The 26,408-nt window shown below is 65.0% G+C and carries 22 protein-coding genes and 1 pseudogene; 12 read left to right on the top strand and 11 right to left on the bottom strand.

Going from position 1 to position 26,408, the window contains the following annotated elements; all coding sequences use genetic code 11:
- Positions 1-6: 6 nt before the first annotated feature.
- The 3 genes and pseudogenes from IVA81_RS28490 to IVA81_RS28480 all read right to left on the bottom strand — a co-directional run bounded on the left by IVA81_RS28490 (position 7) and on the right by IVA81_RS28480 (position 5,427).
- Positions 7-1,200, bottom strand: coding sequence for an efflux RND transporter periplasmic adaptor subunit (locus IVA81_RS28490; RefSeq protein WP_247324151.1), 1,194 nt, complete (start codon positions 1,198-1,200; stop codon positions 7-9).
- A gap of 321 nt (positions 1,201-1,521) precedes the next feature.
- A pseudogene (locus IVA81_RS28485) lies at positions 1,522-4,117 on the bottom strand (autotransporter outer membrane beta-barrel domain-containing protein).
- A 284-nt stretch (positions 4,118-4,401) separates the two neighbouring features.
- A complete protein-coding gene (locus IVA81_RS28480) occupies positions 4,402-5,427 on the bottom strand; it encodes a cyclopropane-fatty-acyl-phospholipid synthase family protein (RefSeq protein ID WP_247324150.1) in 1,026 nt (341 codons plus the stop codon).
- A 167-nt stretch (positions 5,428-5,594) separates the two neighbouring features.
- Between IVA81_RS28480 and IVA81_RS28475 the strand changes: the two genes are divergently transcribed.
- The 4 genes from IVA81_RS28475 (at position 5,595) to IVA81_RS28460 (ending at position 8,525) form a co-directional block, all read left to right on the top strand.
- A complete protein-coding gene (locus tag IVA81_RS28475) occupies positions 5,595-6,617 on the top strand; it encodes a flagellar motor protein MotA (protein WP_247324149.1) in 1,023 nt (340 codons plus the stop codon).
- Positions 6,618-6,764: 147 nt separating this feature from the next.
- A complete protein-coding gene (locus tag IVA81_RS28470; protein ID WP_247324148.1) occupies positions 6,765-7,793 on the top strand; it encodes a peptidoglycan -binding protein in 1,029 nt (342 codons plus the stop codon).
- Positions 7,793-8,239, top strand: coding sequence for a GNAT family N-acetyltransferase (locus tag IVA81_RS28465; protein WP_247324147.1), 447 nt, complete (start codon positions 7,793-7,795; stop codon positions 8,237-8,239). The genes IVA81_RS28470 and IVA81_RS28465 overlap by 1 nt, the downstream gene beginning before the upstream one ends.
- A 79-nt stretch (positions 8,240-8,318) precedes the next feature.
- Positions 8,319-8,525 carry a hypothetical protein gene (locus tag IVA81_RS28460; protein WP_247324145.1) on the top strand — a complete coding sequence of 69 codons (207 nt, stop codon included), beginning with the start codon at positions 8,319-8,321 and terminating at the stop codon, positions 8,523-8,525.
- A 194-nt stretch (positions 8,526-8,719) separates the two neighbouring features.
- On the opposite strand, the gene IVA81_RS28455 is transcribed toward IVA81_RS28460, so the two are convergent.
- Entirely contained in the window at positions 8,720-10,582 is a 1,863-nt protein-coding gene (locus IVA81_RS28455) for an ABC transporter ATP-binding protein/permease (protein WP_247324144.1), read from the bottom strand.
- Positions 10,583-10,778: 196 nt separating this feature from the next.
- Between IVA81_RS28455 and rpmE the strand changes: the two genes are divergently transcribed.
- Positions 10,779-11,006 (top strand): 50S ribosomal protein L31, encoded by a 228-nt coding sequence (rpmE, locus tag IVA81_RS28450; protein ID WP_007599895.1) that lies wholly within the window; start codon positions 10,779-10,781, stop codon positions 11,004-11,006.
- Between the two features lie 379 nt (positions 11,007-11,385).
- Here rpmE and IVA81_RS28445 read toward each other — a convergent pair whose 3' ends face one another.
- Together IVA81_RS28445 and IVA81_RS28440 are read right to left on the bottom strand one after the other, a co-directional pair.
- The gene (locus tag IVA81_RS28445; protein WP_246931258.1) at positions 11,386-11,895 is read right to left on the bottom strand and encodes a DUF1465 family protein; all 510 of its coding nucleotides are present in this window, start codon (positions 11,893-11,895) and stop codon (positions 11,386-11,388) included.
- 409 nt (positions 11,896-12,304) lie between these two features.
- On the bottom strand, positions 12,305-12,736 hold the full coding sequence (locus IVA81_RS28440) for an SDR family NAD(P)-dependent oxidoreductase (RefSeq protein WP_247324143.1): 432 nt from the start codon (positions 12,734-12,736) through the stop codon (positions 12,305-12,307).
- Positions 12,737-12,824: 88 nt separating this feature from the next.
- Here IVA81_RS28440 and IVA81_RS28435 point away from each other — a divergent pair, with 88 nt between their 5' ends.
- The gene (locus tag IVA81_RS28435; protein WP_247324142.1) at positions 12,825-13,256 is read left to right on the top strand and encodes a helix-turn-helix domain-containing protein; all 432 of its coding nucleotides are present in this window, start codon (positions 12,825-12,827) and stop codon (positions 13,254-13,256) included.
- Between the two features lie 12 nt (positions 13,257-13,268).
- On the opposite strand, the gene IVA81_RS28430 is transcribed toward IVA81_RS28435, so the two are convergent.
- Positions 13,269-13,460, bottom strand: coding sequence for a DUF1192 domain-containing protein (locus tag IVA81_RS28430; protein ID WP_247324140.1), 192 nt, complete (start codon positions 13,458-13,460; stop codon positions 13,269-13,271).
- Positions 13,461-13,569: 109 nt separating this feature from the next.
- Here IVA81_RS28430 and IVA81_RS28425 point away from each other — a divergent pair, with 109 nt between their 5' ends.
- Both IVA81_RS28425 and IVA81_RS28420 read left to right on the top strand, forming a co-directional pair.
- Positions 13,570-14,568, top strand: coding sequence for an NAD(P)H-quinone oxidoreductase (locus IVA81_RS28425; RefSeq protein ID WP_247324139.1), 999 nt, complete (start codon positions 13,570-13,572; stop codon positions 14,566-14,568).
- Between the two features lie 138 nt (positions 14,569-14,706).
- Positions 14,707-17,583: an EAL domain-containing protein gene (locus IVA81_RS28420; RefSeq protein ID WP_247324138.1), complete on the top strand. Its 2,877-nt coding sequence runs from the start codon at positions 14,707-14,709 to the stop codon at positions 17,581-17,583.
- 199 nt (positions 17,584-17,782) lie between these two features.
- Here the strand turns inward: IVA81_RS28420 and IVA81_RS28415 are convergent, their stop codons facing one another.
- The gene (locus tag IVA81_RS28415; protein ID WP_247324137.1) at positions 17,783-18,046 is read right to left on the bottom strand and encodes a hypothetical protein; all 264 of its coding nucleotides are present in this window, start codon (positions 18,044-18,046) and stop codon (positions 17,783-17,785) included.
- A 154-nt stretch (positions 18,047-18,200) separates the two neighbouring features.
- On the opposite strand from IVA81_RS28415, the gene IVA81_RS28410 reads away from it, so the two are divergent.
- On the top strand, positions 18,201-19,697 hold the full coding sequence (locus IVA81_RS28410; protein ID WP_247324135.1) for a diguanylate cyclase: 1,497 nt from the start codon (positions 18,201-18,203) through the stop codon (positions 19,695-19,697).
- Positions 19,698-19,803: 106 nt separating this feature from the next.
- Here IVA81_RS28410 and IVA81_RS28405 read toward each other — a convergent pair whose 3' ends face one another.
- The gene (locus IVA81_RS28405) at positions 19,804-20,679 is read right to left on the bottom strand and encodes a UTP--glucose-1-phosphate uridylyltransferase (protein ID WP_247324134.1); all 876 of its coding nucleotides are present in this window, start codon (positions 20,677-20,679) and stop codon (positions 19,804-19,806) included.
- A 205-nt stretch (positions 20,680-20,884) separates the two neighbouring features.
- Between IVA81_RS28405 and IVA81_RS28400 the strand changes: the two genes are divergently transcribed.
- Positions 20,885-22,270 (top strand): lytic murein transglycosylase, encoded by a 1,386-nt coding sequence (locus IVA81_RS28400; protein WP_247324132.1) that lies wholly within the window; start codon positions 20,885-20,887, stop codon positions 22,268-22,270.
- Between the two features lie 170 nt (positions 22,271-22,440).
- Entirely contained in the window at positions 22,441-24,150 is a 1,710-nt protein-coding gene (locus tag IVA81_RS28395) for a DUF459 domain-containing protein (protein WP_247324130.1), read from the top strand.
- 175 nt (positions 24,151-24,325) lie between these two features.
- On the opposite strand, the gene IVA81_RS28390 is transcribed toward IVA81_RS28395, so the two are convergent.
- Complete coding sequence (locus IVA81_RS28390; RefSeq protein ID WP_247324128.1) at positions 24,326-24,694, bottom strand: CsbD family protein; 369 nt, start codon at positions 24,692-24,694, stop codon at positions 24,326-24,328.
- Positions 24,695-24,772: 78 nt separating this feature from the next.
- A complete protein-coding gene (locus tag IVA81_RS28385) occupies positions 24,773-25,510 on the bottom strand; it encodes an SDR family oxidoreductase (RefSeq protein ID WP_247324126.1) in 738 nt (245 codons plus the stop codon).
- Between the two features lie 98 nt (positions 25,511-25,608).
- Here IVA81_RS28385 and IVA81_RS28380 point away from each other — a divergent pair, with 98 nt between their 5' ends.
- A complete protein-coding gene (locus IVA81_RS28380) occupies positions 25,609-26,388 on the top strand; it encodes an SDR family NAD(P)-dependent oxidoreductase (protein WP_247324124.1) in 780 nt (259 codons plus the stop codon).
- Positions 26,389-26,408: the final 20 nt, after the last annotated feature.

Below are 26,408 nucleotides of genomic sequence, written 5' to 3'. Positions count from 1 at the left end.
AGTGCGTTACCGCGTGAGCTTCTGCGCGTGCCGGTTGTCGGCGGTCGCGTCCGCTTCCGACCAGGATTGCGGCTTGACCTTGTCGCCGGCCGCGAACTTCTGGAACCCTTCGACCACGACCTTGTCGCCGGCCTTCAGGCCTTCAGTGATGAACCAGACTCCGTCCTGCACAGACCCTGTGCGTACTGCCTGCACCGCGATGTGGTTGTCATCCTTGACGACGAACACTTCGCTGCCGCCACCGCCATTGCGCTGGATCGCCTGCTGCGGGACCGCGATCGCATCGGAATCGAGACCCTGGTCGATGCGGACGCGGACATACATGCCCGGCAGTAGTTCGCGCTTGGGATTGGGGAACTCGCCGCGCAGCGTCACCTGTCCGGTGTGGGCGTCGACCTTGGCATCGGAGAACAGCAGCTTGCCGTCGAGCGAATAGATGGTGTTGTCGTCGAGCACCAGGCGCACCTTGGCAGCATCGGAGGCGATGCGCTCGAGGTCGCCGGTCTCGAAGGCGCGGCGGAGCTGGTTGAGCTCGTTCACCGACTGCGTAAAGTCGGCATAGATTGGATCGAGTTGCTGGATGGTGGCGAGATTGGTCTCGTTCTGCACCGCGAGGGCGCCCTCGCTGACAAGGGCCGCGCCGACCACGCCGTCAATCGGCGCGCGCACGGTGGCATAGTCGAGATTGAGTCTTGCCCGCGACAGGTCGGCCTTGCGACCTTCGACCTCGGCATGGGCCTGGCGTTCGGCCGCAATCGCCTTCTCGTTCTCGGCTTCCGGAGCAGCGCGATCCTTGGTGAGGGTAGCGATACGGTGCGCCTGCTGCTTCGCCTGCATCAACGCGGCCTCCGCCTTGGCGAGCGCAGCTTCGTTTGCCATCACCTCGACCTCGAACGGGCGCGGATCGATGCGGTAGAGCGGATCGCCCGCCTTCACCTCGCTGCCCTGGCGGAACAGACGCTCGACCACGATGCCGGAGACGCGCGGCCGCACCTCGGAGACCCGCGTCGGCGCGATGCGGCCCGGCAGCTCGCGCACCACGGCGCGTGACTGCGGCTTGACGATCACGATGCTGACGTCAGGGTGGGCCGGCGGAGCGGCGGACACGGCGGAGCTGGACTCGTCACAGCCCGCGAGCAGCGGCGCTAGGGCCGCGAGCATCATTGCAACGCATGCCGATCGCGCACGAAGTCCTGACATGAAGTGGGGTGCCCCGATATTGTTGAAACTGATCACGCTCCGCGCGAGGCCCGTTCTGGGCCGTTTTGCACGCGGCTGATGCCGCCAAAATAGAATGCATCTGCTGCGATGCAACGCATGAAGCGGGCGGCTCATTGTCACACAGCGTATGACATTGAGTTTAGAGGGCTTTTGCCGTGTCACTTGATCGTGAATCGGGGTTCCATCGCTGCGTGCTGCGACGGAACAGCGCAACGAGACCGATAATCAACTTGAATCATTGCGGCCAGCATCGGCGCGCTTGGTTCCATCGGGCATAACGCTCCGCTGCAAGCCCATGCTTTACCACGTCAAGCGGAAGCCCCCGGTGCCCTTGTAGTTGCGGTTGTCGGAGCCGTTGTTGAGGCTCGCATTGTAGGAGAGCTCGCCGAAGATTGCGTAGCGCCCGTTAGCCCAACTGTAGGTACCGCCGCCGCCGATGCTGCCCCACAGCCGATCTTGCGCATTGGCGAAGCTGGTGCCCGCGACATCGACGGTGGTGCCGTTGAGGAATTCGTAACGCAGATTGGCGATCCCGTAGACATCGGATCGCACGATACCCGTGCCGTCGTTCCAGGTCCTCTGATGGTTGAGCGCAAGACCGGCGCGGCCGAGCAGGCTGTCACCATCACGCAACGATACGGGCGCGCCGAACCGATCGGCAAAGCTGTCGAAAGCGACCCTCGAATAGGCAAGCTGCGCCTGCGGCGTCAGCGACCAGCCGTTGCCGACGCCGATCCGCTTGCCGGTTTCAGCACTGAAGGCATAGCCGAACCCTTCATTGCCGTGCGTCAGGCTGCCGGCCAACACGGAGGACAGATCGCTGCGGTAGAACATCGACTGCGCCTGACCGTCGACATAGAAGCCGTTGTCGCCATACCACGTCACCGTGCTGCCCACGCCCGTTCCCTCGACGCGGATACGACCATTGCCGAAGAACGAAGCAACATTGGCGGTGGTCAGGCCATATTGAGCAGTGAGGCCGACAAGCAGCCGACCGCCTTCGTTCTCCAGCACAAGGCCATCGAGTCCCGTCTGCACTTTCAAATGGTCGGCTTTGTACGTCGACCCCGTGGTATTGGAGGGTTGCAAGTCGGAATGCCCGCCTTCGATGCGACCCCAGAACGCCGTGGGCGCTGGCGAAGCCGCGCCCGATACCGGCGCGACACCGGCGCGCGCCATCGCATCGCTGCCGCCCCAATAGCGGTTGCCGACGCGCTGCTGCAGCGTCGGCAGCACGTTCAAGCCGAGCAGCACTTGCGCATAGATAGAGCGGACCACGAGGCGGCGTGACCGGCGGATCGAGCAGGCTCGAGCGCAGATACCAATCGCCGTCGGCTGGGCTAGCGATGCCGTTCTTCTGCAACGTGTAGGCATAGGCGCCGCCGACCACCGCCTGCTCGCCGTGGAACACGTAGCTGCCCAGAAGCGAAAAGCTGCCGTTGGACGCGCCGACCACATCGATCACCTTGATGCCTTCGACGGTCTGCGCGCCGGTGCCGCCGACATTGGTGACGCGCAGCGACGACGCGCCGGACGTGCTTCCCTGCACTCGCAACAGATCGGTCTGAGAGCCGTCGCCGCCGAGCCGGCTGTTGAGCTGCACGATGCCGCCATTGCCGACATAATTGCCAGCCACGGTCAGCGTGGTTCCCGGCGCGCCGCCGAGGGTGACGGTGCCGGCGTTGTCGAGCGAGGCCAGCGTTTGATTGAAGCCGGCAAGATCGAGCGTGCCGCCGGAGGCGACGTTGAAAGCCGAAGCCGCGCTGAACGTATTCGCGGCTCCGGCGCGCAGGATGCCGCCGTTGACATTGGTCACACCGGTGTAGGCATTCGCGCCGGACAGCGTCTGCGTGCCGCCGGTCAGCGTCACGGAGCCTGTGCCACCGATCACGCCGGCGAACGTGTCGTTTGCATTAGTGATCGTCAGGCTCTTTGCGCCCAGGGTCACGGCGCCGCTGCCAGCGAGGCTCTGAATGCTGGTGCCGGCGGCGGCCAAGCCTGAAATATCAAACGTCCCGTTCGCGACGACGTGGCTCGAGTTACTGATGGCGCCCGCGCCGGTGAGCGCCAGGATGCCCACCTGGATCACGGTCTGGCCGGTGTACGCGCTGGCGGCGGCCAGGTTCAGCGTGCCGGTGCCGATCTTGGTCAGTCCACCGACACCCGTGAAGGCGGATGTCGCATCGGTGCCAATCGTGAATGCACCGGTGTCGATCGTCAGCCCGCCCGCGAGAATGTTGAGCTTGGTGCCCGAAAATCCGTTGATGAAGGTCGCGTTGTTGGCGTTTACCCGCAGGATAGCATTGTCGAAATTGGCTTGGCTCGCGCCGGCTCCACCCCGCAAGGACTGAGTTTCCAGCATGCCACCGCTACTGATGTTGAGGGTGCCGGAAGACGGGGCGCCGCTGCCCAAGACCGTGCCCACTGCCGTAACGACTTGCGCGCCGTTTTGAATGTTGAGCGTGCCGGCGCCGAGAAAGCCGACAAAAAATGTACCGCTGGGGATATTCCATCGCGACCCCGGTCCGGTGACGGTCGCGATTCCCGTACTTCCGGCCGAAATCCCGATCCGGGTTGAGGCGGTGCTGGTTAGCGTGCTGCCGTTCTGAATCGTCAGATTGCCGGCCGTTGCGCCGCTGTTGCCAATGTTCGTAGTCCCCACCGAGACGCTGACCGGGCCGCCGACGCCGAGGACCGTCTCTCTGATCGGCGGTGCTCCCACGACACCAATGTTGATGGTTTGACCTGGAGTGGGCGGGGCTCCGGTCGTCCAGTTACTCCCCACTATCCAGTCATTGCTGGTCGCCCCGGTCCAGTTGGCCTGGGCCGAGGCCGATCCTGTTGCGGCGGCCGTCAGCGCCGCCGCCGACAGGCTCGCCAGGAGCAAGCGAAACATTCGGGTGCTGAGGGGAGATAGTCTGGTCCGAAGCTGATTCCTGTTGAGCCGGTCATCATCTTGTCGTCGGATCGTCGCAGCCCGGATGCATTCGCGCATGCACTATTCCAATTGGGTCCACACCGTTCGAGGGTGCGGATTTCTTGTCGTGTGATTCACGAAGGACGTCTGCGACCGTTAAGTGAGCAGAAACAATCAGACAACAATCGAAACGTGTTTCCTCGAAGAAATACCCGGCGTGTGCCGTCCGCGCAACGAAAGACGCTTAACGGTTTCTTTAAAGGTCAATCCGGTCCGGCGGCCTTCATCCGGTACTGGCTGATGCCCCATTCGGTCCCGTCGGCATAGCCGAACAGGCCCGATGTCGCGAGCAGGACCCAGCGCCAGCGCCGCATCCACTGGCAGGTCTGTTCGCCATAGACTTTGCGCAACGACGCCTCGATGGCGTCCCGATGCGTATCGAAATTGGCGAGCCAGTCGTTCGCGGTGCGCTGATAATGCGTGCCGCTCCAGCACCATTCCTTCTCGACCGCGAAGATGTCGTCGAATTGCCTAATGAGGTGATGGCTCGGCATCAGCCCGCCCGTGAAGACGTGCTGCGCGATCCAGTCGTCGCGATCGAGCCGGTCGAACAGCTGCGAGCCCGAGCGATGGGTGACGATTTGCATGAAGAAGCGCCCCTCGGGCGCGAGCCATGATCGCAGGCGCGTCATCAGCTTGCGCCAGTTCGTCATCCGCTCGAACATCTCGACCGAGACGATGCGGTCGAATTGGCCGTCGGGCGCGAACACGTTCATGTCCGCCGTGACCACGCGCAGGTTCAGCAAGCCGCGCCGCTGCGCCTGCTCCTCGACATAGGCGCGCTGCGCCTGCGAGGTCGACACCGCCGTCACCTGTGCGTGCGGAAATTGTCGCGCCATCCACAGCGACAGCGAGCCCCAGCCGCAGCCGAGCTCGAGGATGGTCTGGCCGTCGGCGAGACCGGCATGCTCGACCGTCTGGCGCAGCGCCTCCTCCTCCGCCTCCTGCAGGGTGGTCGCATCGGTCTTGTAGAAGCAGCAGGAAAATTTGCGGCTGGGGCCGAGCATGTCAGCGAAGAACGAAGCAGGCGCCTCGCCGCCCCCGGCCTCGGCATCCTCGGCGATCGGCCGCAGCATCATCCGACCGGCGAAAGCGGCATCGGCGGCCGCGTCATGTGCGGCGAGGCGGGTTGCGCTGCGGGAGCACAGGCGCTGGATGGCGGCGCGGATCACCACGTCCGGCAGCGGCACACGTTCGGCAGTCCCGATGATCGCGGAAACGACGCTCATGCGCCCCCCGAATGGCGAACTTCTGCAGATACCTGGCTATCAAAGCGCCGCTTCCGCTCGGGGTTCCCCGAACCATCCCCGAAATCGGCGGATCCGGCGCTTTTTTTGGGCTGGCGCTGTGCCATAGTGCGCACGCAAGCAAGCTTTCGTAATGGATGATACCGGCCATGCCGCCTGGCACTTCCCGCTCCACCATGGATATCGAGTACACCAAACTGTCCTCACCCAGCGTCTTCCTGGTGCGGATGCTGGTCTTTCTGGTGCTGTGCACGCTGGTCAGCGTGGTGCTCTACAAGCAGATCATCCAGGCCTTCTTCGCCAATCCCGGGCTCAATGCCCTGATCGGCGGCGTGCTGTTCATCGGCATCATCCTGGCCTTCCGCCAGGTCATCCGGCTCTACCCTGAAGTGTCCTGGGTCAACAATTTCCGCGTTGCCGATCCCGGCCTGGCGCCGGCGCGGCACCCGAAACTGCTGGCGCCGATGGCGGCGATCCTCGGTGGCGAGCGCTCCGGGCGGATGTCGATCACCCAGACCACCATGCGGCACCTGCTCGATTCGATCGCGACCCGCCTGGATGAAGCCCGCGACATCTCGCGCTACATGACCGGCCTGCTGGTCTTCCTCGGCCTGCTCGGCACCTTCTGGGGCCTGATCGAAACTGTCGGCTCGGTCGGCAAGGTGATCGACGGGCTCAAGGTCGGCGGCGATTCCGGCGCATTGTTCGACACGCTGAAGGAGGGCCTTGCCGCCCCGCTCGGCGGCATGGGCATCTCGTTCTCGAGCTCCCTGTTCGGCCTCGCCGGCTCGCTGATCCTCGGCTTTCTCGATCTGCAATCGAGCCAGGCGCAGAACCGCTTCTACACCGACCTGGAAGACTGGCTCGCCACCACGGTGCGGGAATATGGCAGCGGCGAAGTCGCGGTCGCTTCCGGCGGCGGCGGCGGCGGGGTCGCCAGCGGCGAGCTCCAGGCCGTGGTCGAACGGCTGCGCTCCGTGCTCGAGGAAGGCAGCGCCAGCCGCGGCACCACGGCGGCTATGGCAAGCCTTGCCGAAGCAATCCAGGCGCTGGTCTCGCACATGCGCACCGAGCAGCAGATGATCCGCGAATGGGCCGACGGCCAGGGCGAGCAGAACCGCGAGATCCGGCGCCTGCTGGAACGCATCGCCCGCCAGCCGGAAAAGAGTTGAGACGGTATCGTGCCCCGGACGCGATGCAGCACGCAGTGATGCATCGCTGAGCCGGGGCACAGCGTCAGGGACAATATTGGGTCCCGGCTCTGCGCAGCAGCGTTGCACGCTGCAGCGCGTCCGGGACACGAAGGAACGGAGACAACAATGGCTCTAGCGCGCGGCCGCCGCAGCGACGGCGCCTTCAACTACTGGCCCGGCTTCGTCGACGCACTGTCGACACTGGTGCTGTCGATCGTGTTCCTGCTGTCGGTGTTCCTGGTGGTGCAGTTCTTCCTGTCGCAGGAGGTCACCGGCAAGGACAAGGCGCTGGAGCAGCTCAATGCCAAGATCGCGCAGCTGAACGAGCTGTTGTCGCTGGAGAAGCTCGGCAAGCTCACGCTCGACGACCAGGTCTCGCAACTGAAAGCCGGCCTCGCTTCGGCGGAGACCGAGCGCGACCGCATCAAGGGCCTTTATGACGGCTTAGCTGCCGCCGGCAACGACGCGCAAGGCAAGTCCTCCGAGCTCGGCAAGGCGCTGGATTCGGAGAAGGCGGTTTCGGCACGGGCGCTGGCGCAGATCGAGGTGCTGAACCAGCAGATCAGCGCGCTGCGCCGGCAGTTGGCGGCGCTGGAGGAAGCGCTCGACGCGAGCGAGAAGCGCGACAAGGAATCGCAGAACCGGATCGCCGATCTCGGTTCTCGCCTGAACGTCGCGCTGGCGCAGCGCGTGCAGGAATTGTCGCGCTACCGCTCGGAGTTCTTCGGCCGGCTGCGCACCATCCTCGGCAACCGGCCCGACATCCGCATCGTCGGCGACCGCTTCGTGTTCCAGTCCGAAGTGTTCTTCGACACCGGCCAGGCGATGCTCCTGCCCGAGGGGCGCGCCGAGCTCGACACCTTGGCGACCGCGCTGATCGAGCTCGACAAGAAGATCCCGAACGAGATCCCTTGGGTGCTGCGGGTCGACGGCCATACCGATGTGCGCCCGGTGAGCGGCGCGAACTTCAAGTCGAACTGGGACCTTTCGGCGGCCCGCTCGATCTCGGTGGTGCAATATCTGATCTCGCTCGGCGTGCCCGCCCAGCGCCTCGTCGCCGCCGGCTTCGGCGAATTCCAGCCGCTCGATCCCGGTAATACTGAGGAGGCCTACAAGCGCAATCGCCGCATCGAGCTGAAGCTGACGGAGCGGTAGTGAGCGCGCTGCACCTCCGTCCCTATCGCCCCGAGGACGAAGCAGCCTCGATCGACCTCTGGCATCGCACCTGGCAGCAGGCCTATCCGCAGATCGACTTCGCGGCCCGTCTGGAATGGTGGCGCGAGCGCTGGCGCAAGGACATGGTGCCGAAGGCCCAGATCGTGGTGGCGGAACTGAATGGCGCGCTGATCGGTTTCGTTACGATCGATGGCGAAGGCTATCTCGACCAGCTCGTGGTCGATCCCGATCATTGGGGATCGGATGCGGCAAAGCTGCTGGTCGAAGAGGCCAAGCGCCTGTCGCCATCAGGCATCACGCTGCTCGTCAACAAGGACAACAGCCGCGCCATCCGCTTCTACGAGCGCAACGGCTTTGTCCCTGCCGGCGACGATGTGAACCCGACCTCGGGGCGGCCGGTGCTGAAGATGGCATGGCGGGCGTGAGGCCTGTCACGCCGGGATCCAGGGACGTCTGCTAATCGTTGGTGCCGGAGCAGCGATGACAAGCGGATGGAGACGATCGATGAAGCTGCGCGATCTGGCCAAGGGTTCCTCGGTCTTTCTGGGCGTCATCGTCGCCGGATATTTTTCGACGACCTATGTCGACCAGCGCTTTGCGACGCAACTCGATACCAGCAGCCCCGCGTCATCGGCCTGCGTCGGCGAGGACGGTAGCTGGAAGAACTGGCCATGGCCGAACGTGCCGGCGCTCTCGCCGAAGTGCCGGTAAGCTCGCTGGGATGCTCTTGCAGTTGTAGTGCGAAGCTCTCTCCACACGTCATTGCGAGGAGCACTTGCGACGAAGCAATCCAGAGTCTCTCTGCGGAGACACTCTGGATTGCTTCGCTGCGCTCGCAATGACGAGATTGTGGGACGCACTCGCAACACTCTCACAGTCGCGAGTGAGGCGACGATAGCAGCGCCTCACGCCCCCTCGAACTGCAGCCTCGCCAGCCTCGCATAAAGCCCGTTCGCAGCCACGAGCTCGGCATGCGTGCCCTGCTCGACGATCCTGCCCTGGTCCATCACCAGGATGCGGTCGCAGGAGAGCACGGTGGCGAGGCGATGCGCGATCACCAGCGTGGTGCGGTGGCGCATCAGCTCTTCCAGCGCGGTCTGCACCAGCGTCTCGCTTTCAGCGTCGAGCGCGGAGGTGGCTTCATCGAGCAGCAGGAGCGGCGCATCGCGCAGGATGGCGCGGGCGATCGCGATCCGCTGGCGCTGGCCGCCTGACAGCGTCACGCCGCGCTCGCCGAGCGGGGTATCGAAACCTTCGGGCAGGCGGCGGATGAATTCGGCGGCATGCGCGAGCTCGGCGGCGCGCTCGACCTCGGCGTCGGTCGCATCGGGCCGGCCGAAGCGGATGTTCTCGCGGGCACTTGCGGCGAACACGTTGGATTCCTGCGGCACCAGCGCGATACGGCCGCGGAAATCGCGCGGATCGGCGGATTTGACCGGCACGCCGTCGAGCGAGATCGCGCCGCTGCGCGGGTCGTAGAAGCGCAGCAACAGGTGAAAGATCGTGCTCTTGCCGGCGCCGGACGGACCGACGATCGCAACCTTCTCGCCGGGGCGCACCGTGAATGACACGGCATCGAGCACATTGACATCGCGCCGCACCGGATAGGCAAAGCTGACCCGGTCGAAACCGACCTCGCCGCGTGCCGGCACCGGCAGCGCGCGGGGGGACACGGGCGCCTTGATGTCGGGCTCGACATGCAAAATCTCGAACAGGCGCTCGGCCGCACCTGATGCCGCCGAGACCTCGCCCCAGACCTCGCTGAGCTGGCCGAGGCCGGCTGCGGCGAACACCGCGTAAAGCACGAACTGACCGAGGCGGCCCGGCGAAATCGCGCCGGTGAGCACGTCATGCGAGCCGATCCAGAGGATCGCGACCACGCTTGCGAACACGATGAAGATGATGATAGCCGTGAGCACCGCGCGCGCCTGCGTCGAGGTGCGCGCCGCCTCATAGGCCTGCTCGACATCGCCGCCGAAACGCTTCTCGGCGAATGGCTCGCTGGTATAGGCCTGCACCGTGCGGATCGCACCAACCAGCTCGCCCGCATAGGCCGAGGCCTCGGCGAGCGTGTCCTGCGCATTGCGCGACAACCGCCGCACCCAGCGTCCGAAAGCGACCAGCGGCAGCACGATCAAGGGGATGGCCAGCAGCACGAAGCCCGACAGCTTCGGGCTCGTGATCACCATCATCGCCGCGGCGCCCAGGAACATCATCAGGTTGCGCAGCGCGATCGACACGGAGGCGCCGACGGCCGATTTGAGCTGGGTGGTATCGGCGGTGAGCCGCGAGATCAGCTCGCCGCTGCGCGCGGAATCGAAGAAGGCGGGGGAGAGCGAGAGCAGATGAGCGAAGACGTCGCGCCTGAGGTCGGCAACGATGCGCTCGCCGATCGTCATCACGAGGTAGTAGCGCGCGGCGCTGGCGAGCGCGAGCACGGCGACCACCGCGAGCATCACTGAAAAGTAGCTGTTGATCAGCTCGATGCCCTCGGGCGTCAAGCCGAAATCGATCATTCGGCGCACCGCGACGGGCACCAGCAGCGTGGTCAGTGCCGCCACCGTGAGTGCGACGAAGGCCAGCGCCGCGCGGCCGCGATAGCGGATGACATAGGGCGCCAGCGCGAGCAACGGCCGCAGCTTGGCGCGGCCCTTGGCCGGCGCTTCGATCAGCTCGGCTTCGATCGAGGGGCTGTCGGCCGAATTCACTTGGGAGTTCATTCCGGGCTGATCGACATACTGGTCATCAAGCCGTTCCACTGCGCTCATGAGATCCGACCCATTGCATTCGTTTGCTCCCAATAGGCCGGTGCAAGGGGAGTGGCAAATCCGGGATGTCCCTTAGGGGGAAGCCCGGTTCACCGCCCGGGATAGCTTGTTTTACCTGATATCGTGAGGTATAGAGCCGCCCAAATCCGTCATTCGTTAGCCACCCAAGAAGGCGCCGGGGCGCCGAGGAATTGCCATGAAAGCCGAAATTCACCCGAACTATCATACAATTAAGGTCGTAATGACCGACGGAACCGAGTACCTGACCCGCTCGACCTGGGGCAAGGAAGGCGACACGTTGAACCTCGACATCGACCCGAAGTCGCACCCGGCCTGGACCGGCGGCAACGCCCAGCTGATGGATCGCGGCGGCCGCGTCTCGCGCTTCCAGAAGAAGTTTTCGGGCTTCCTTAAAAAGGATTGATCCGGCCCGCAAGGCTGGACACGAAAAACGCCCCCGGCAGACCGGGGGCGTTTTTGTTTTGGGCAACCGTCGCGCTGCTGACAGACCCGTCATCCTGAGGTGCCGGAGCGAAGCGGAGGCCTCGAAGGATGAACGGCCGAGATGCATCCGGGCCGTTCGCCCTTCGAGGCTCGCTCAGCTCGCACCTCAGGGTGACGGTTCAGGATTCAATGCACGGATGGTCTCGTAGGGCAAAGCGACTTGTCCGCCGTAGCTCGAAGAGCGAAGGCGGAAGCGTGCCCACGAAACCCTTGTTGTAGTCCCAAGTGAGGCATGCTGGGCACGGCGCTACGCGCCTTTGCCCACCCTACGGCAGCGTGCCCCTACGGCAGCTGTGAACCTACCGCTCGAACGCCGCCTTCAGCGCGTTGAGGTGCGGCACCAGCGGATTGCCGATCGCGACGTGCTCGGCCGGCGGGGTGTGGATGGTGGTGTCGAGGCGGCGCACACGGGTCTGCAGGCTCATCGAGCGATGGATCAGGTCCTGGAGCTGCGAGGGCAGCTTCTCGATGGTGTCGGCGGGGCCGGGATCGGCGGCGCTGAGCTTGACCTTGGTCTTCTCGCGATTGGCCTGGCTCAACGTCATCTCGCCTTCCTTCACCGCGCGGTGCAGCAGCAGCCACGAGGCGAGCTGCATCAGGCGGGTGGTGAGACGCATGCTCTCGGTCGCGTAGGTGAGGCTGACGGCACGGTCGAGCGCCTTGGCCTCGGTACGACCGTCGCCGTCGAGATAGGCGGCGGTCTCTTCGACGAGGTCCATGCCCTCGCGGAACAGGACGCCGAACGCCGCAGAATTGGTGAACCGCTCGCTGAGTTGAACGAGAGCGCCGTCGGCCTGCAAACGTTCCATGGTTAACGCCTCTTACGCAACTGTTTGACGATCCGGCTTTGGCGCCGGCTTATGATGAACAAATCATTGCGCGGGCGGGACGCCGAGTCCAGTGACAAGCGCGGATATGGTTTCCGCGGGTCATTCCCGGGAATTCAACCGCAACGAGATGCGAAAGCGCAAAAAAAGAGCCGCCGGAGACCGGCGGCTTTGAAAGTTGATAACAGGGAGGCGTCAAACAGAGTGGACAGGAGCCACTCGGTGTCCAAACGAGGACAGTTCCAGTCATAAACCCGAAAGCTTAATCGACCGTAAACGAGCTAATTTTTTGAGGGTTCGTTAGCCATGTCGGTCAGTGGCCGAGCCACCTGCGTGCCCCGGACGCAGTACGGCGCCGTAAGCGCGTTCACGGGCGTCTTCGACACCAACGTTAAACGGCCTGACTGGCAGGAGACGTCGACAGCACCGGCGACGTCAGTTCGAGCGGAAGCCGGTTGTATTTGCGAAGGCCCCTGTCGACGAACGATTCCGGCAGGAAGCGCCGCATGAGGCTGACCTGCCTTGCCACCTTTCCCGCGGTATAGCGCCGCCTGGGCGTTGCCGCAGTGGCCGCCTTCACGACCATGTCGGCGACCACCTCGGGCGCGTCCCCCATCTCGACGTCGTCGACCACCGCCTGCACCGAGGGCTCATCCGTGACGTCGCAGACCAGCATCGTCACCCCATCCGACGTGTTGGCGGCCGGCTTCCGGCTGGTTCCGAATACCCGGAAGCCATCGCGCCGCAGCGCTCGTGCCGTCGCAAGCCCGATGCCCGAGGAAGCGCCGGTGATCAGTGCGACGCCTCGTGTTTTCCTGCTCATCTGTTTCCGCTTTCATTTTGTGATGGCATACGGCGGAGACGGTGTTACTATCGATTTGATATCTAGTCACTATCGAAATGATATTAACATGGATCTGTCGGATCAACCATGCGTGATCGCCCGGTGCGTCGCGCTGCTGGGAGACGCCTGGAGCATCCTGATCCTGCGGGACGCGCATGCGGGGCTCAGCCGGTTCGACGAATTCAGGAAAAGCCTGGGCATCGCTCCGACCATTTTGACGGGCCGGCTTGCCGCCTTGACCGAAGAGGGGCTGCTGGAAAAACGCCGCTACTCGGAGCGGCCACCGCGCGACGAGTACGTTTTGACCGCCGCCGGTGTGGACTTCCTGCCGGTCCTGTTCGCATTCGGTGCCTGGGGACAGAAGCACCGCGGCGGGGGGAGAGATGTCACGCGGTTCTTCGACGCCGAGGCTGGAACGGAAATCGACGCTGTCACCATCGACCGCGCGACCGGTGCGCCGATCGGAACGCGCGCCATTCGCATCGTCGCACCGGAGTAGAAACGACAGGCTCTACTTCTTGAAGAAATTATCCGCCGCATCGCGCGAGGCGCGCTTCTTGGTGGCCGCTTCTTCCAATCTTGCGATCTCGGTCTTGAGCAGGAGGACGCGCTCGGTCAGTTCCTCCACCGACAACAGTGAGAGATCCTGTCCGATTTCATGTGTGATCTTCTTGCGCGGGCGGTCGTCGTCTTCCGTCGCCATGCTCGTTCCTCCTGCGTTCGCGGGCACAATGCCGAGGCGGTTGCCAGCGTCGGCCGCGCTGGCTAAGCAAAGGCCTCGTTCCTCCCGCACCTTTGCTCAAGGACACATCATGGACAAGCTGCCCGCGCAAATGACCGTGGTCGCCATCTCCAAGCCCGGCGGACCGGAGGTGCTGGTTCCGGAACGACGCAGCCTGCCGCAGCCCGGGCCGGACGAGATCCTGGTCAAGGTCGAGGCCGCGGGCGTCAACCGGCCCGACGTCGCGCAGCGCTCCGGCGCTTATCCGCCGCCGCCCGGCGCCAGCGACTTGCCCGGACTCGAGATCGCCGGTGAAGTGGTTGCAGTCGGCAGCAACGCCAAGCGGCACAAGATCGGCGACAAGGTGATGTCGCTGGTCGCCGGCGGCGGTTATGCGCAGTACTGCATCGCCCAGGACGCCCAGGCGATGAGCGTTCCGCCGGCGCTGTCGATCAAGGAAGCCGGCGCGCTGCCGGAAACCCTGATGACGGTCTGGCACAATGTGTTCGAGCGCGGCGGCCTGAAGGCCGGCGAGACGCTGCTGATCCATGGCGGCTCCTCCGGCATCGGCACCATGGCGATCCAGCTCGCGAAGGCGTTCGGCGCGAAGGTGTTCGTCACCGTCGGATCGCAGGACAAGATCGATGCCTGTCTCAAGCTCGGGGCCGACCGCGCCATCAACTACAAGAGCGAAGACTTCGTCGCCGTGGTCAAGGAAGAGACCGACAAGGCCGGCGTCAATCTGATCCTCGACATGGTCGCGGGCGACTATGTCGACCGCAACTATGATGCCGCCGCGGTCGATGGCCGCATCGTCCAGATCGCGACGCTGAATGGCCCCAAGGTCAGCGTCAACATCGCCAAGGTGATGGTCAAGCGCCTCACCCATACCGGCTCGACCCTGCGCCCCCGTAGTAATGCGGACAAGGCGGCGATGGTGGCGGCGATCGAAGCGAAGGTGATGCCGCTTTTGCGTGAAGGCCGCGTCAAGCCGCTGATGGACAGCACTTTCCCGCTGGAAAAGGCAGCCGACGCGCACCGGCGCATGGAAACCAGCGCACATATTGGCAAAATTGTGTTGGAGGTCTAGGCCGCCGGCCCACTGGGCTGGCGGAAACCCTTTGATTTTCCTTGCTTTCGTGGCATCTATCGCGGCGCACCGAACGACTGTCGTTCGGTCTGAAATCGTCTTCACCGAAGAGTTTGCGTCGAACGCGGAGAACTGACCTTGCGTCTGATCAGGTGCCTCGCGCCCATCGCGCTGGGCCTCATGATGCTCGTTGCCGCGTCTCCTGCACGCGCGCTCGACGCTGTCAGCGTCCGCGGTGACGCGCCCGCGATCGACCTCACCGGCGTGCTCGAGCATCAGCGCAGCGATGCCGATCGCATCCAGGTCTCGACAGCGCCCGGCACCGACGGCATCGTCCGCCGCATCGAGGTGCGCGCCCGCGAGGGTGGCCAGAACTGGGTGGTGTTTGCGCTCGCCAACAACACCGACGACCAGCTCGACCGCCTGATCGTCGCTCCGCATTACCGCATCGTCTCCTCGGGGCTGCTGTGGCCCGACCTCGGCCTGTCGCGCATCGCGACCATCACGCCCTCGACCGGGGACCGGCCGGAGCGGCAGGAAAGCCCGACAGCCGACGTCTTCCGCGTCACGCTCGACCCCGGCGCCGTCATCACCTTCGTCGCGGAGCTGCGCACCGACAAGCTGCCGCAGCTCTATCTGTGGGAGCCGGAAGCGTACAAGGACAAGGTCAACTCGTTCACGCTGTACCAGGGCATCGTGATCGGCATCTCCGGCTTGCTCGCGCTGGTGCTGACGATCCTGTTCGTAGTCAAGGGCAGCATCATGTTCCCGGCTGCCGCGGCGCTGGCCTGGGCGGTGCTGGTCTATATCGGCGTCGATTTCGGCTTCTGGGGCAAGGTGCTCGACATGTCGAACAACGCCGAGCGCATCTGGCGCGCGGCGGGTGAAGCGATCCTGGCGGCAACGCTCTTGGTCTTCCTGTTCGCCTATCTCAATCTCAGCCGATGGCATGTGCGCTATTCGCACATCACCGTGGGCTGGCTGGCCTTCCTGGGGTCCTTGGTCGCGCTCGCGCTGTTCGATCCGGCCGTCGCCTCCGGCATCGCGCGCATATCGCTGGTGCTGATCGCCTTCGCCGGCTTCGCGCTGATCGTCTATCTCTCCACCCACGGCTTCGACCGTGCCGTGCTCTTGATCCCGACCTGGTTCCTGCTGGTGGTCTGGGTGGTCGCGGCCGGCATGACGGTCGCCGGCTCCGTCACCAACGACATCGTCGGCCCTGCCCTGCTCGGCGGCCTCGTGCTGATCGTGATGCTGATCGGCTTCACGGTGATGCAGCACGCCTTTGCCGGCGGCGGCGCCACCACCGGCGTCGTCTCCGACATCGAGCGGCGGGCGCTGGCGCTGGCTGGGTCCGGCGATCTGATCTGGGACTGGGACGTCTCCGCCGACAAGGTTTTTACCAGCCCCGAGACCGAAGCCCTGCTCGGACTGAAGCGCGGTACGCTCGAAGGGCCCGCGGCCTCGTGGCTCGAAGTGCTGCATCCGCTCGACCAGGACCGTTTCCGCGCCGCGCTCGACAGCGTGCTCGACCAGCGCCGCGGCCGCCTCGTGCAGGATTTCCGCCTGCGCACCCCGGACGGCCATTTCATGTGGTTCGCGCTGAAGGCGCGTCCGGTGGTCGGCTCCGACGGCGAGGTCTCGCGCGTCGTCGGCACCCTCACCGACGTCACCGAGCTGCGCAACGCCGAGGAGCGCCTGCTGCACGATTCCGTGCATGACAACCTCACCGGCCTGCCCAATCGCAAACTGTTCATGGACCGGCTGGGTGCGGTCGCGCATTTCGCCAAGACCATGCCGACGCTGCGGCCGACGCTGATGGTGATCGATCTCGACCGCTTCAAGCAGGTCAATGATTCCGTCGGCATCGCGGTCGGCGATTCCATCCTGCTGACGCTCGCCCGCCGCCTCACCCGCATCCTGAAGCCGCAGGACACGCTGGCCCGCTTGGCCGGGGATCAGTTCGGCCTGATCCTGCTGTCGGAGCAGGACCCCGCCCGCATCACCGCCTTCGCCGAGACCATCCGCAAGACCATCCGCGCGCCGATCGCCTTCAACGACCGCGAGATCTTCCTCACGGCGTCGATCGGTCTCGCGCTGTCCGATCCGCAAGTTCAGCTCACGGACGAGATCATCAAGGACGCCGAGCTTGCGATGTATCATTCCAAGCGCATCGGCGGCGACCGCATCGACGTCTACAAGCCCGCGATGCGGGCGCGGAAGACGGACCGGCTGACGCTGGAGAGCGAGCTGCGCCGCGCCATCGAGCGGCAGGAGCTCACGATCCTGTACCAGCCGATCGTGCGGCTGGAGGATCGTTCGGTCGCCGGCTTCGAGGCGCTGGTGCGCTGGGATCATCCCAAGCTCGGACGCATGGCGCCGTCGGAGTTCATCACCATCGCGGAAGAGACCGGCCTGATCGTCGACCTCGGCATGTTCGTGCTCGACCAGACCGCCAAGCAGCTCTCGATCTGGCAGCGCGCGATGCGCTCGCGCGAGCCGATCTTCGCCTCCGTCAACGTGTCGTCACGGCAATTGCTGCGCCACGATTTGATCCACGACATCCGCACCGTGCTGTCGCGCTCCTCGGTGGCGCGCGGTACGCTCAAGCTGGAACTGACGGAATCGCTGGTGATGGAGAATCCGGAGCACGCGGCGCAAATGCTGACGCGGATCCGCGAGCTCGGCACCGGGCTCTCGCTCGACGATTTCGGCACCGGCCATTCCTCGCTGGCCTATCTGCAGCGCTTCCCGTTCGACACCATCAAGATCGACCAGTCGTTCGTGCGCACCACCAACCGCGGCACCCGGCCGGTGATTCTGAAGTCGATCATCGCGCTCGCGCACGACCTCGGCATGGACGTGGTGGCCGAAGGCGCCGAGACCGATTCGGATGCGGTCGAGCTCTACCAGATGGGCTGCGAATACGCACAAGGCTTCGCCTTCGGCGAGCCGATGGACGCCGACGCCGCGATGCGGCTGCTGACGGAAGTGCGGCTGGAAGCGGCGAGCTGATCGCTCGTCCTTCCCCGAATCCGGTATCGTAGGGTGGGCAAAGGCGCACTTGCGCCGTGCCCACCATCCAACCCTACGCCAGAGGTGGTGGGCACACTCCGCTTTGCCCACCCTACGATACTGAATGTACGGAGAGATATCTCATCCGGCGCTCTGCGCCAGCTTCTCCCACAAGGGTCGAAGCGAACAACACACGCCGTCAAGGCCGCCGGACGCTCTTCTTCTTCGTGAACCGCACGCTCTGGCCGTCCGGCATCCGTGTCGCGATGAAGCCGGCGGCGAGGCAGGCTTCGCGCTGCGGCATCTGGATGTCGGGGCTGCGCAGGCTATCCCACCATGAGGCACGATTGGCCGCGCGCGGCAGCGCCGCGCCGATGATCTCCTCGATCTGTTCGAAGCTCAGGACGAATTCGGCCTGCTTCTGCCGCATCAGATAGTCGCGCAACGCGTGGTAGTCGTTCACAATCGTCCTCTCGCCCGAACCCCAGACTGTCCCATCGAGGTCTGCCCAAAAGCGTGGGCCCTGTAAACCGATCCTTAACTCATTGCGGCAGCGCCGTCCTACCTTAAACACTACGCAAGCTTTCGGGCGCATCCACTAATGTCGGGAGCAAACGATGCTGTCTGGATGGCGCGAAGTCACGGCCCGCCGGCCGTGGCGGATTTCGGCGAAGCTGCTGATCATCTCGTCCGTCGTGACGGTGATCGGCTTTTCCGCCATTTGCGTCAACGTCATGCTCGACATGCGCCGGGGTGAGGAGGCGCTCGCCCGCCAGACGCTGGAGAATTTGGCGACGAGCATCGAGTCCGACGTCAGCCGCAATATCGAGATCTACGACCTGTCGCTGAAGGCGGTCGCCAGCAACATGCTGCTGCCCGAGCTTGCAACGGTCTCGAAGCCGATCCGTCACCTGATCCTGTTCGACCATGCGATCACGGCACGGCATTTCGGCGCCATCCAGGTGTTCGATGCCGACGGCAGGCTGACCATCGACGCCTCCACACTCGATCCCCTCACCGAGAACCGGAGCGAGGAGGAGTATTTCAGGGTTCATCGCGACAATCCCGAAGCCGGGCTCTTCATCAGCCGCCCGATGCTGTTCCGCGGCGCCTACGCGATCGTGCTGAGCCGTCGCATCAGCGATACCGACGGCGGCTTCCTCGGCGTCGTCGCCGGCTCGATCCGCTTCAGCTATTTCCACGAATTGTTCGAGCGGCTGAACCTCGATCCTGAAGACACCATCACCGTGCTCAAGCGTGACCGCACCATCATGATGCGGCGGCCGTTCGACCTCGATGTGATCGGTACGAACCTGAACGACCGCCGGGCCTGGAAGCCCGACAATCTCCCGGTCGGCGCCTCCTATTCGGGACAGGGCCCGGTCGATCCGACGCCGCGGCTCTACGTCCGCAGCGCCGACAACGGACCGCTGTTCGTGGTGGCGGGCAAACCTCTGGCCGCGGTTTTCGCGCTCTGGCAGAAAGAGGCGTTTCGCATCGGCACCGTGGTGCTGATGCTCGCGCTGTTCGTGCTGGGATCGACGCTGGTGCTCGCGCGCGAGATCGGCCGGCGCGCCGAGGCCGAGCGCAAGCTCGAGGAGATGGCGACGACGGACGCGCTCACCGGCCTGAAGAACCGCCGCAAGTTCGATTCCGTCATCGACGTCGAATGGCGGCGCGCCATGCGCCAGAAGACCCCGCTCGCGCTGCTGATGATCGATGCCGATCACTTCAAAGCCTACAACGACACGTTCGGCCATCAGGCCGGCGACCAGGTGCTGGTCGGTATCGCCATCTGCATTTCCGATTCGGTGAGCCGGGCCGGCGACTGCGCCGCACGCTATGGCGGCGAGGAGTTCGCCGTTTTGCTGCCGAACGTTTCGGCTGCAGACGCCTTCAAGGTCGCCGAGACGATCCGCGCCAAGGTGCAGGGCTGGTCCGACGAGACGGTGATTTCGACGGTCTCCTGCGGCGTCGCCAGCCTCATTCCCACCGCCGGCATGGACTGGCCGGTCCTGGTCGCCGCCGCCGACAAGGCGCTCTACGCCGCCAAGGCCGGCGGCCGCAACCAGTCGGTGGTTGCGAGCTTGCCGCAGCTGTCGCTGGCGGCGTGAGGCGGTCTCTCCACGTCATTGCGAGCGAAGCGAAGCAATCCAGACTTCCTCCTCGGAAGCAGTCTGGATTGCTTCGTCGCTTCGCTCCTCGCAATGACGAGGGGCGCTACTGCCCCAGATACTTCTTCATCTCCGCGATCAGTCCGTCGCGCAGCTCCGGCCGCTTCAGGCCGTAGGCGATGTTGGCGCGGAGGAAGCCGGGCTTGGAGCCGCAATCGTGGCGCTCACCCTCGAACTCGACGCCGTAGAATTTCTGCGACTTGGCGAGCCCGATCATGGCGTCGGTGAGCTGGATCTCGCCGCCGGCGCCGCGCTCCTGCGTCTCCAGGATCTTGAAGATCTCGGGCTGGAGGATGTAGCGGCCGGTGATCGAGAGGTTGGAGGGCGCGGTGCCCTTGGCCGGCTTCTCGACCATGCCGTCGACTTCGAACATCTTGCCGCTGCGCTTGCCGACGCCGCAGATGCCGTATTGATGGGTGAGATGGTCGGGCACCGCCTCGACCGCGACCAGATTGGATTTCTCGCCAAGCGAGGATGCCATCTCGATCATCTGCTTGAGGCAGCCCGGCGTGTTGAGCACGAGCTCGTCGGGCAGCACGACCGCGAACGGCTCGTTGCCGACGATGTCGCGCGCGCACCAGACCGCATGACCGAGGCCGAGCGGCGCCTGCTGGCGGGTGAAGCTGACGGCGCCGGCTTCGGGCTGGTTCTGCGCCAGGATGTCCTGCTCGGCCTTCTTGCCGCGCGCCGCGAGCGTGGCGTCGAGTTCGAACATCCGGTCGAAATGATCTTCGATGACGTTTTTGTTGCGGCCGGTGACAAAGATGAAGTGCTCGATGCCTGCCTCCCTCGCCTCGTCATAGACGTACTGGATCAGCGGCTTGTCGACGATGGTCAGCATTTCCTTCGGCATCGCCTTGGTGGCGGGCAGGACACGGGTGCCGAGGCCGGCGACGGGGAATACGGCTTTGCGAATTTTCATGTGATTGTTCGAATACCTGGGGGCACATGGGGACGGAGCAATGGCATCTTGCTAGCCTGTTTGCAGCCGCCAACAAAGGCGGTTGTGGGGCCTCATCCGCGCAGAGTTAAGAAAAAGGCCGTCACCAAAATTTCATCTTTGTTAAGCTATTGGCAACCGTAACCAGGCCTCCTGATGGCGGATTCCAGAAGCCGACGAGTGGGACATGATGCAATCGGTGGCAGGGCAGGCAAGACGGGCGGTATCCGCGACCGGCGCGATGATGATTGCGGCCGCTGTGCTGCTGCCTGTCAGCGCGCACGCCCAGGCGCAGAACGGCCTGTCCAACCTGTTCGGCGGCATCTTCTCGGGTGCGAACCCCGCGCCCTCGCAACCTGCGCCCGGCCCCGGCGGCGCACTTCCCTGGAGCGGCGAGGACGGCGCTTCGGGCCATCCGCTGATGACGGCCGCGGCGATCCGCGAGGCCGCCGGCAATTTCAGCAATTGTGTCGCCGGGATGTGGCCGGATGCCGCACGACGCGGCATCACGCAGGAGAATTTTCAGCGCTTCACGGCCGGGCTCTCGCCCGACCTGCGCATCATGGACCTGATGGACTCGCAGCCGGAGTTCACCAAGTCGATCTGGGACTATCTCGACATCCTCGTGAACGACAACCGCCTCGCCAAGGGCCGCGAGGTCCTCGCCAAATACAAGGCGCAGTTCGACGCCACCGAAAAGACCACCGGCGTCGACCGCTACATCATCGCCTCGATCTGGGGCATCGAGTCCAATTACTCGACGCAGATGGGCGACCGCAGCGTGCTGCAATCGACCGCGACGCTCGCCTGCATCGGCCGCCGCCAGGCCTATTTCAAGGACGAGTTCCTGTCCGCGCTGGAGATCGTCAACCGCGGCGACCTCAGACCGGAGCAGTTGCGCGGCTCCTGGGCCGGCGCCTTCGGCCCGACCCAGTTCATGCCGACTGCGTTCAAGCGCTTTGCCGTCGACGGCGACGGTGACGGCAGGCGCGATGTCGTCGACAATCCCACCGACCTGATCGCCTCGACTGCCAACAATTTGAAGAAAGACGGTTGGCAGGCCGGTCAGACCTGGGGCTTTGAGGTCGTGGTGCCCCAGGGATTCAACTACATGCTGGCCGATCGCGCCAAGGCGATGACGATCGCGCAATGGGAGAAGCTCGGGCTGAAGCGCCCGACCAATCAGCCCTTCCCGCATCCGGCGGACAAAGCCTATCTGCTGGCGCCGGCGGGCGCGCAAGGCCCCGGCTTCCTGATGCTGCAGAATTACCGCGTCATCATGAAGTACAACCCGGCCGAGGCCTATGCTCTGGCGATCGGCCATTTCGCTGACCGCCTGCGCGGGGGGCAGCCCTTCGTGCAGCCCTGGCCGCGGCAGGAACGGGAGCTGTCGCGCACCGAGCGGCTGGAACTGCAGCAGCTGCTGGCGCAGCGCGGCTTCTACAAGGGCACCCCGGACGGCCAGTTCGGCGGCCAGACCCGGGAGGCACTGCGCAACTTCCAGGCCTCGATGGGGGCGCCCGCCGATGGCTTTGCCTCCTCCGACGTGCTGGACCGGCTGCGCGGGCGGTAAAATCGCCCCGAAAGTAACCCTGAACAGGGATTTTGGCAGGCAGCCTTGACGGAGGCGGCTGTTCCCCGGTGTATGGGGCAAGAATTTGCAACGGAATTTGCCTGTTTGGCGCCCGATTCCGTTATTATATTGAGCCGCTTCCGATCCCCGTTGCGCGTGCCCGAGATCGCATGTCCAAAAAGTCCCTGTTCAAGGCGCTGACCGAGACCGGCCCGTTGATCGCGCTGGGGACGGCGCTTGCGATTCTGGTTGCGGTCGCAGCGCCCGCTTCGGCGCAGTTCTTCAATTTCCCCGGCTTCGGCGGCCCGCCGCAGCGTTCGGCTCCGCCACCACAGCGAGGCGGTGGTGGAGGCGGCGGCGGCTGGTTCGGCGGCGACTTCTTCGCGCCGTTCCAACAGCAACAGCAACAGGCACCGCGCCAGGATTTTTCGCGCGCTCCGGCGCCGGCGAAACGCGACACCATCCCTGAGAAGAACGTGCTGGTGATCGGCGACGCCATGGCCGACTGGCTCGCCTACGGCTTGGAGGACGCCTACACCGAGCAGCCCGACATGGGCGTGATCCGCAAGCACAAGTCCACGTCGGGCCTGATCAAGTACCAGCCGAAGGGTGAACCCTCGGATTGGGCGGCAGCGGCGAAGGGCATCCTCGAAACCGAGAAGCCCGACGTCATCGTCGTCATGCTCGGCCTCAACGACCGCGCCGCGATCCGCGAGCCTGTCGCCGACAAGTCGGACAAAGCGACCGATAAGGACAAGGACAAGAAGAACGACAAGGGCGCCCGCGCCAAGCAACCGGCCAAGCCCGGCGAGACCAAACCCGGCACGGACAGCGCCGCCAAGCCCGACGACAAGCCTGCCGATGCCGATCTGCCGCAGGATGATGCCGACAACGCCGACGCGCCAGTGGCCGCGCCCGAAAAGACGGCCCGCAATCCGAACGGCCTCTACGAATTCCGCGATGACCGCTGGGTCGAGCTCTACGGCAAGAAGATCGAGGAACTGGCAGGCGTCCTCAAGGCCAAGGGCGTGCCGGTGCTCTGGGTCGGTCTTCCCGCCATCCGCGGGCAGAAGGGCACGGCGGACATGCTGTTCCTGGATTCGCTCTATCGCGAAGGCTCGGCCAAGGCCGGCATTACCTATGTCGACGTCTGGGACGGCTTTGTCGACGAGGCCGGCCGCTTCCTCCAGAAGGGTCCTGACTTCGAAGGCCAGATCCGTCAGCTGCGCAGCTCTGACGGCGTCTATTTCACCAAACCCGGCGCGCGCAAGCTCGCGCACTATGTCGAGCGCGAGATCACGCGCCTGCTTGCGGGACGCTCCGGCCCGATCGCGCTGCCGAGCGAGCCGGCGACGCCCGACACCAGCGCCGAGCCCGGCAAGCCCGCGCCACGGCCGCTGGCGGGGCCGATCGTGCCGCTGGTTGCAGCCTCGATCTCTACCGATCAATTGCTGGGCGGACCGGGCTCGCGTCCCGCCGCCGTCGATGCGCTCGCTGCGAAGACGATGGTGAAAGGCGAGCCGCTGGCGGCCCCGGCCGGCCGTGCCGACGATTATGCCTGGCCGCGCCGCGAAGTCGGGCGCGAGCAGGCCAAGGGCGATACGCCTGTTGCGGCGACGACGCCTGAGGGCGGTGTTGCTCCGGGCACACCGGGTGCCGCGGCTGCGATGGCACCGCCAAAGCTCGCGCCGAAGAAGCCGCCGGTGGTGCAGCAGCCGGCACAGGCCGCGCCGACGTTCCGGGATTTCTTCGGCTTCGGCTCGCCGCCACCGCCGCCGCGTCAGCTGGCGCCGGCGCCCGGGCCACGCAATCCGAATCCCAATCCGGGGGCCCCACGTCCGCCTGGAAACGTCGGACGCTCGGCGGAAGCGATCCGGTAGTCGCTGGAGCAGGTTCTCTTGTCCCGGACGCGCTGCAGCGTGGAACGCTGCTGCGCAGAGCAGGGACCCAGTTCCTCTCACCACATTCTGAAAAGAATGGGCCCCGGCTCAGCAGCGCACCACTGCGTGGCGCGCTGCGTCCGGGGCACGAGAAACATGAGCTTTTGGCTCAGCCTTAATAGCGCCAGCGTGGCGGCGGACGGCGTGCGGGCCGCGACATCAGCAGCGCGAGCGCAAACCCGATGCCGCCGGCCACCAGCAGCGAGCCGAGCGGATTGTCCTGCACCTTCTTCGTCAGCGCCTGTGTCCCATCGCGGAAAGTCTCGCCGCTGTTATCATAGGCGTCCTTGGCGTAGCCGGCGGCGGTGTCCGTGGCATCGCGCACGGCATCCTTGGCCTGGCCATAGAGATTCTGCACCGTGCCCGCAGCTTCCCTAGCCTTGCCCGATGCCTGCGTCTTCGCATCGCCTGCGATGTCTCCGACCGCGCCTTCCGCGCGTCCGGCATATTCCTTGGCCGATCCAACAATCCGATCCGTATCCATGATGCTCCTCCTCGGGGGTCAGCCGAAGTAACCGATCAGGAGCAGCGCAGTTCCAAGACACGACGAAAGTGTAGCCCGTTACAAGATGAGCCCGCCATCGACGACCAGCGTCTGGCCGATGATGTAAGACGACAGCGGCGAGGCCAGGAACAGCGCCGCCCCCGCCATGTCAGCCGGCGTACCCAATCGCCGCAGCGGGATGCGCGCGAGCGCGCCTTCGAGCCGCTTCGGATTGTCGGTCGTCACCTTCGTCATCTTGGTGTCGACGAGCCCGGGCGCGATGCCGTTGACGCGGATGCCGTCCTCGGCCCAGGCCTCGCCCAGCGTCCGCGTCAATCCGACCGCACCGGTCTTCGACGCGTTATAGGCGGGATTGCCCATGGTGGAATGATAGGCCGCGGTCGAGGACACCATGATCAGCGTGCCCCTGGAATCCCGCAACATGGAATGAAATCGCGTGGCACAGGCCATCAGGCTCATGAGATTGACCTCGACCACCTTGCGAAAACCGCTCATCTCGAATTCGCCGCGGCGATAGAGCACCGCGCCCTGCGCGAGCACGAGCACGTCGAGCCTGTCGAAGGACGGCTTGAACGCCTCTATCGCACTGGGGTTGCCGACGTCGAGCTGCGCATAAGAGAGGCCCGTGAGATCAGAGCCCTCCTCGATCGAATAATCCTGCGGCTGTGCCCGCGTGCCGCAAACCGCGACAAGCGCGCCCCTTGTGCGAAACGCCTGCGCGATGCCGTTGCCGATCCCGCTCGAACCGCCTACGACCAGCACCTGCTTGCCTGAAAAATCGAGCTCGTTCGCCATCGCGGCCTCCCATTTTGTCTTGCTTGTTTGACCTGTCTGCGGATCGATGCCAGCCTTGTCAATCATAACAAGAACAAGCGGCTTCCTAAGGAAACAACATGTCCGAGTTCAAGCTGCTCAGCCGGTCCGTCAAGGGCTTGACCGTGCTCGTCACTGGCGCGGCCAGCGGCATGGGGCGCGCGACCGCGCGCTTGTTCGCCGCTGAGGGCGCAAACGTCGCCGTCACCGATTTCGACGGGCAAGGCGCGCATTCGGTTGCCAAGGAGATTGCCGCGAGCGGCGGCGCAGGAAGGGCGTGGAAGCTCGACGTTGCCGACGGCGACGAGATCAAGCGCGTGGTTGATGAGGTCGCCGCGCATTTCGGCGCAATCGACATCATCGTCAACAATGCCGGCATCTCCGTGCGGGTTGCGATCGACGACGAGGGCTATGAGGACGCCTGGGCCAGGGGCATCGCGGTGATGCTGACTGCCCATCCGCGCATCATCCGCGCTGCGCTGCCTCACTTGCGCAAATCGAACAGTCCGCGCATCGTCAACATTGCCTCGACCGAGGCGCTCGGCGCGACCGCATTGCACAGCCCCTATTCGGCAGCGAAGGGCGGCGTGGCAAGCCTCACCCGCTCGCTCGCGGTGGAGCTCGGCCGCGAGGGCATCACCGTCAACTGCATCTGTCCGGGCCCGATCCGCACAGGGATCACCGACCGCATCTCCGAGGAGCACAAGACGATCTACGCCAAGCGCCGCACCGCACTCGGCCGCTACGGCGATCCCGAGGAGGTCGCGCATATCACGCTGAGCCTGTGCCTGCCGGCGTCGTCCTTCCTCACCGGCGCCGTGATCCCGGTCGACGGTGGGTTGATGGCGCGGAACGCGTGAGAGCCATGCGCGCGGCGCGT

This window comes from Bradyrhizobium sp. 141 (assembly GCF_023074055.1).
Lineage (GTDB): Bacteria > Pseudomonadota > Alphaproteobacteria > Rhizobiales > Xanthobacteraceae > Bradyrhizobium.
Note: the sequence above shows the minus strand (reverse complement) of the source record. Positions and strands in the feature narration are given on the sequence as shown.

Bases quoted from the DNA above. Each gene is read 5' to 3' on its own strand.
- IVA81_RS28435 (WP_247324142.1), top strand. From the start codon at position 12,825: ATGGATCTGTCGGATCAACCATGCGTGATCGCCCGGTGCGTCGCGCTG.
- IVA81_RS28475 (WP_247324149.1), top strand. From the start codon at position 5,595: ATGCCGCCTGGCACTTCCCGCTCCACCATGGATATCGAGTACACCAAA.
- IVA81_RS28390 (WP_247324128.1), bottom strand. From the start codon at position 24,694: ATGGATACGGATCGGATTGTTGGATCGGCCAAGGAATATGCCGGACGC.
- IVA81_RS28410 (WP_247324135.1), top strand. From the start codon at position 18,201: ATGCTGTCTGGATGGCGCGAAGTCACGGCCCGCCGGCCGTGGCGGATT.
- IVA81_RS28380 (WP_247324124.1), top strand. From the start codon at position 25,609: ATGTCCGAGTTCAAGCTGCTCAGCCGGTCCGTCAAGGGCTTGACCGTG.
- rpmE (WP_007599895.1), top strand. From the start codon at position 10,779: ATGAAAGCCGAAATTCACCCGAACTATCATACAATTAAGGTCGTAATG.
- IVA81_RS28455 (WP_247324144.1), bottom strand. From the start codon at position 10,582: ATGAGCGCAGTGGAACGGCTTGATGACCAGTATGTCGATCAGCCCGGA.
- IVA81_RS28400 (WP_247324132.1), top strand. From the start codon at position 20,885: ATGATGCAATCGGTGGCAGGGCAGGCAAGACGGGCGGTATCCGCGACC.
- IVA81_RS28405 (WP_247324134.1), bottom strand. From the start codon at position 20,679: ATGAAAATTCGCAAAGCCGTATTCCCCGTCGCCGGCCTCGGCACCCGT.
- IVA81_RS28395 (WP_247324130.1), top strand. From the start codon at position 22,441: ATGTCCAAAAAGTCCCTGTTCAAGGCGCTGACCGAGACCGGCCCGTTG.
- IVA81_RS28480 (WP_247324150.1), bottom strand. From the start codon at position 5,427: ATGAGCGTCGTTTCCGCGATCATCGGGACTGCCGAACGTGTGCCGCTG.
- IVA81_RS28490 (WP_247324151.1), bottom strand. From the start codon at position 1,200: ATGTCAGGACTTCGTGCGCGATCGGCATGCGTTGCAATGATGCTCGCG.
- IVA81_RS28385 (WP_247324126.1), bottom strand. From the start codon at position 25,510: ATGGCGAACGAGCTCGATTTTTCAGGCAAGCAGGTGCTGGTCGTAGGC.
- IVA81_RS28445 (WP_246931258.1), bottom strand. From the start codon at position 11,895: ATGGAACGTTTGCAGGCCGACGGCGCTCTCGTTCAACTCAGCGAGCGG.
- IVA81_RS28470 (WP_247324148.1), top strand. From the start codon at position 6,765: ATGGCTCTAGCGCGCGGCCGCCGCAGCGACGGCGCCTTCAACTACTGG.
- IVA81_RS28460 (WP_247324145.1), top strand. From the start codon at position 8,319: ATGAAGCTGCGCGATCTGGCCAAGGGTTCCTCGGTCTTTCTGGGCGTC.
- IVA81_RS28425 (WP_247324139.1), top strand. From the start codon at position 13,570: ATGGACAAGCTGCCCGCGCAAATGACCGTGGTCGCCATCTCCAAGCCC.
- IVA81_RS28440 (WP_247324143.1), bottom strand. From the start codon at position 12,736: ATGAGCAGGAAAACACGAGGCGTCGCACTGATCACCGGCGCTTCCTCG.
- IVA81_RS28430 (WP_247324140.1), bottom strand. From the start codon at position 13,460: ATGGCGACGGAAGACGACGACCGCCCGCGCAAGAAGATCACACATGAA.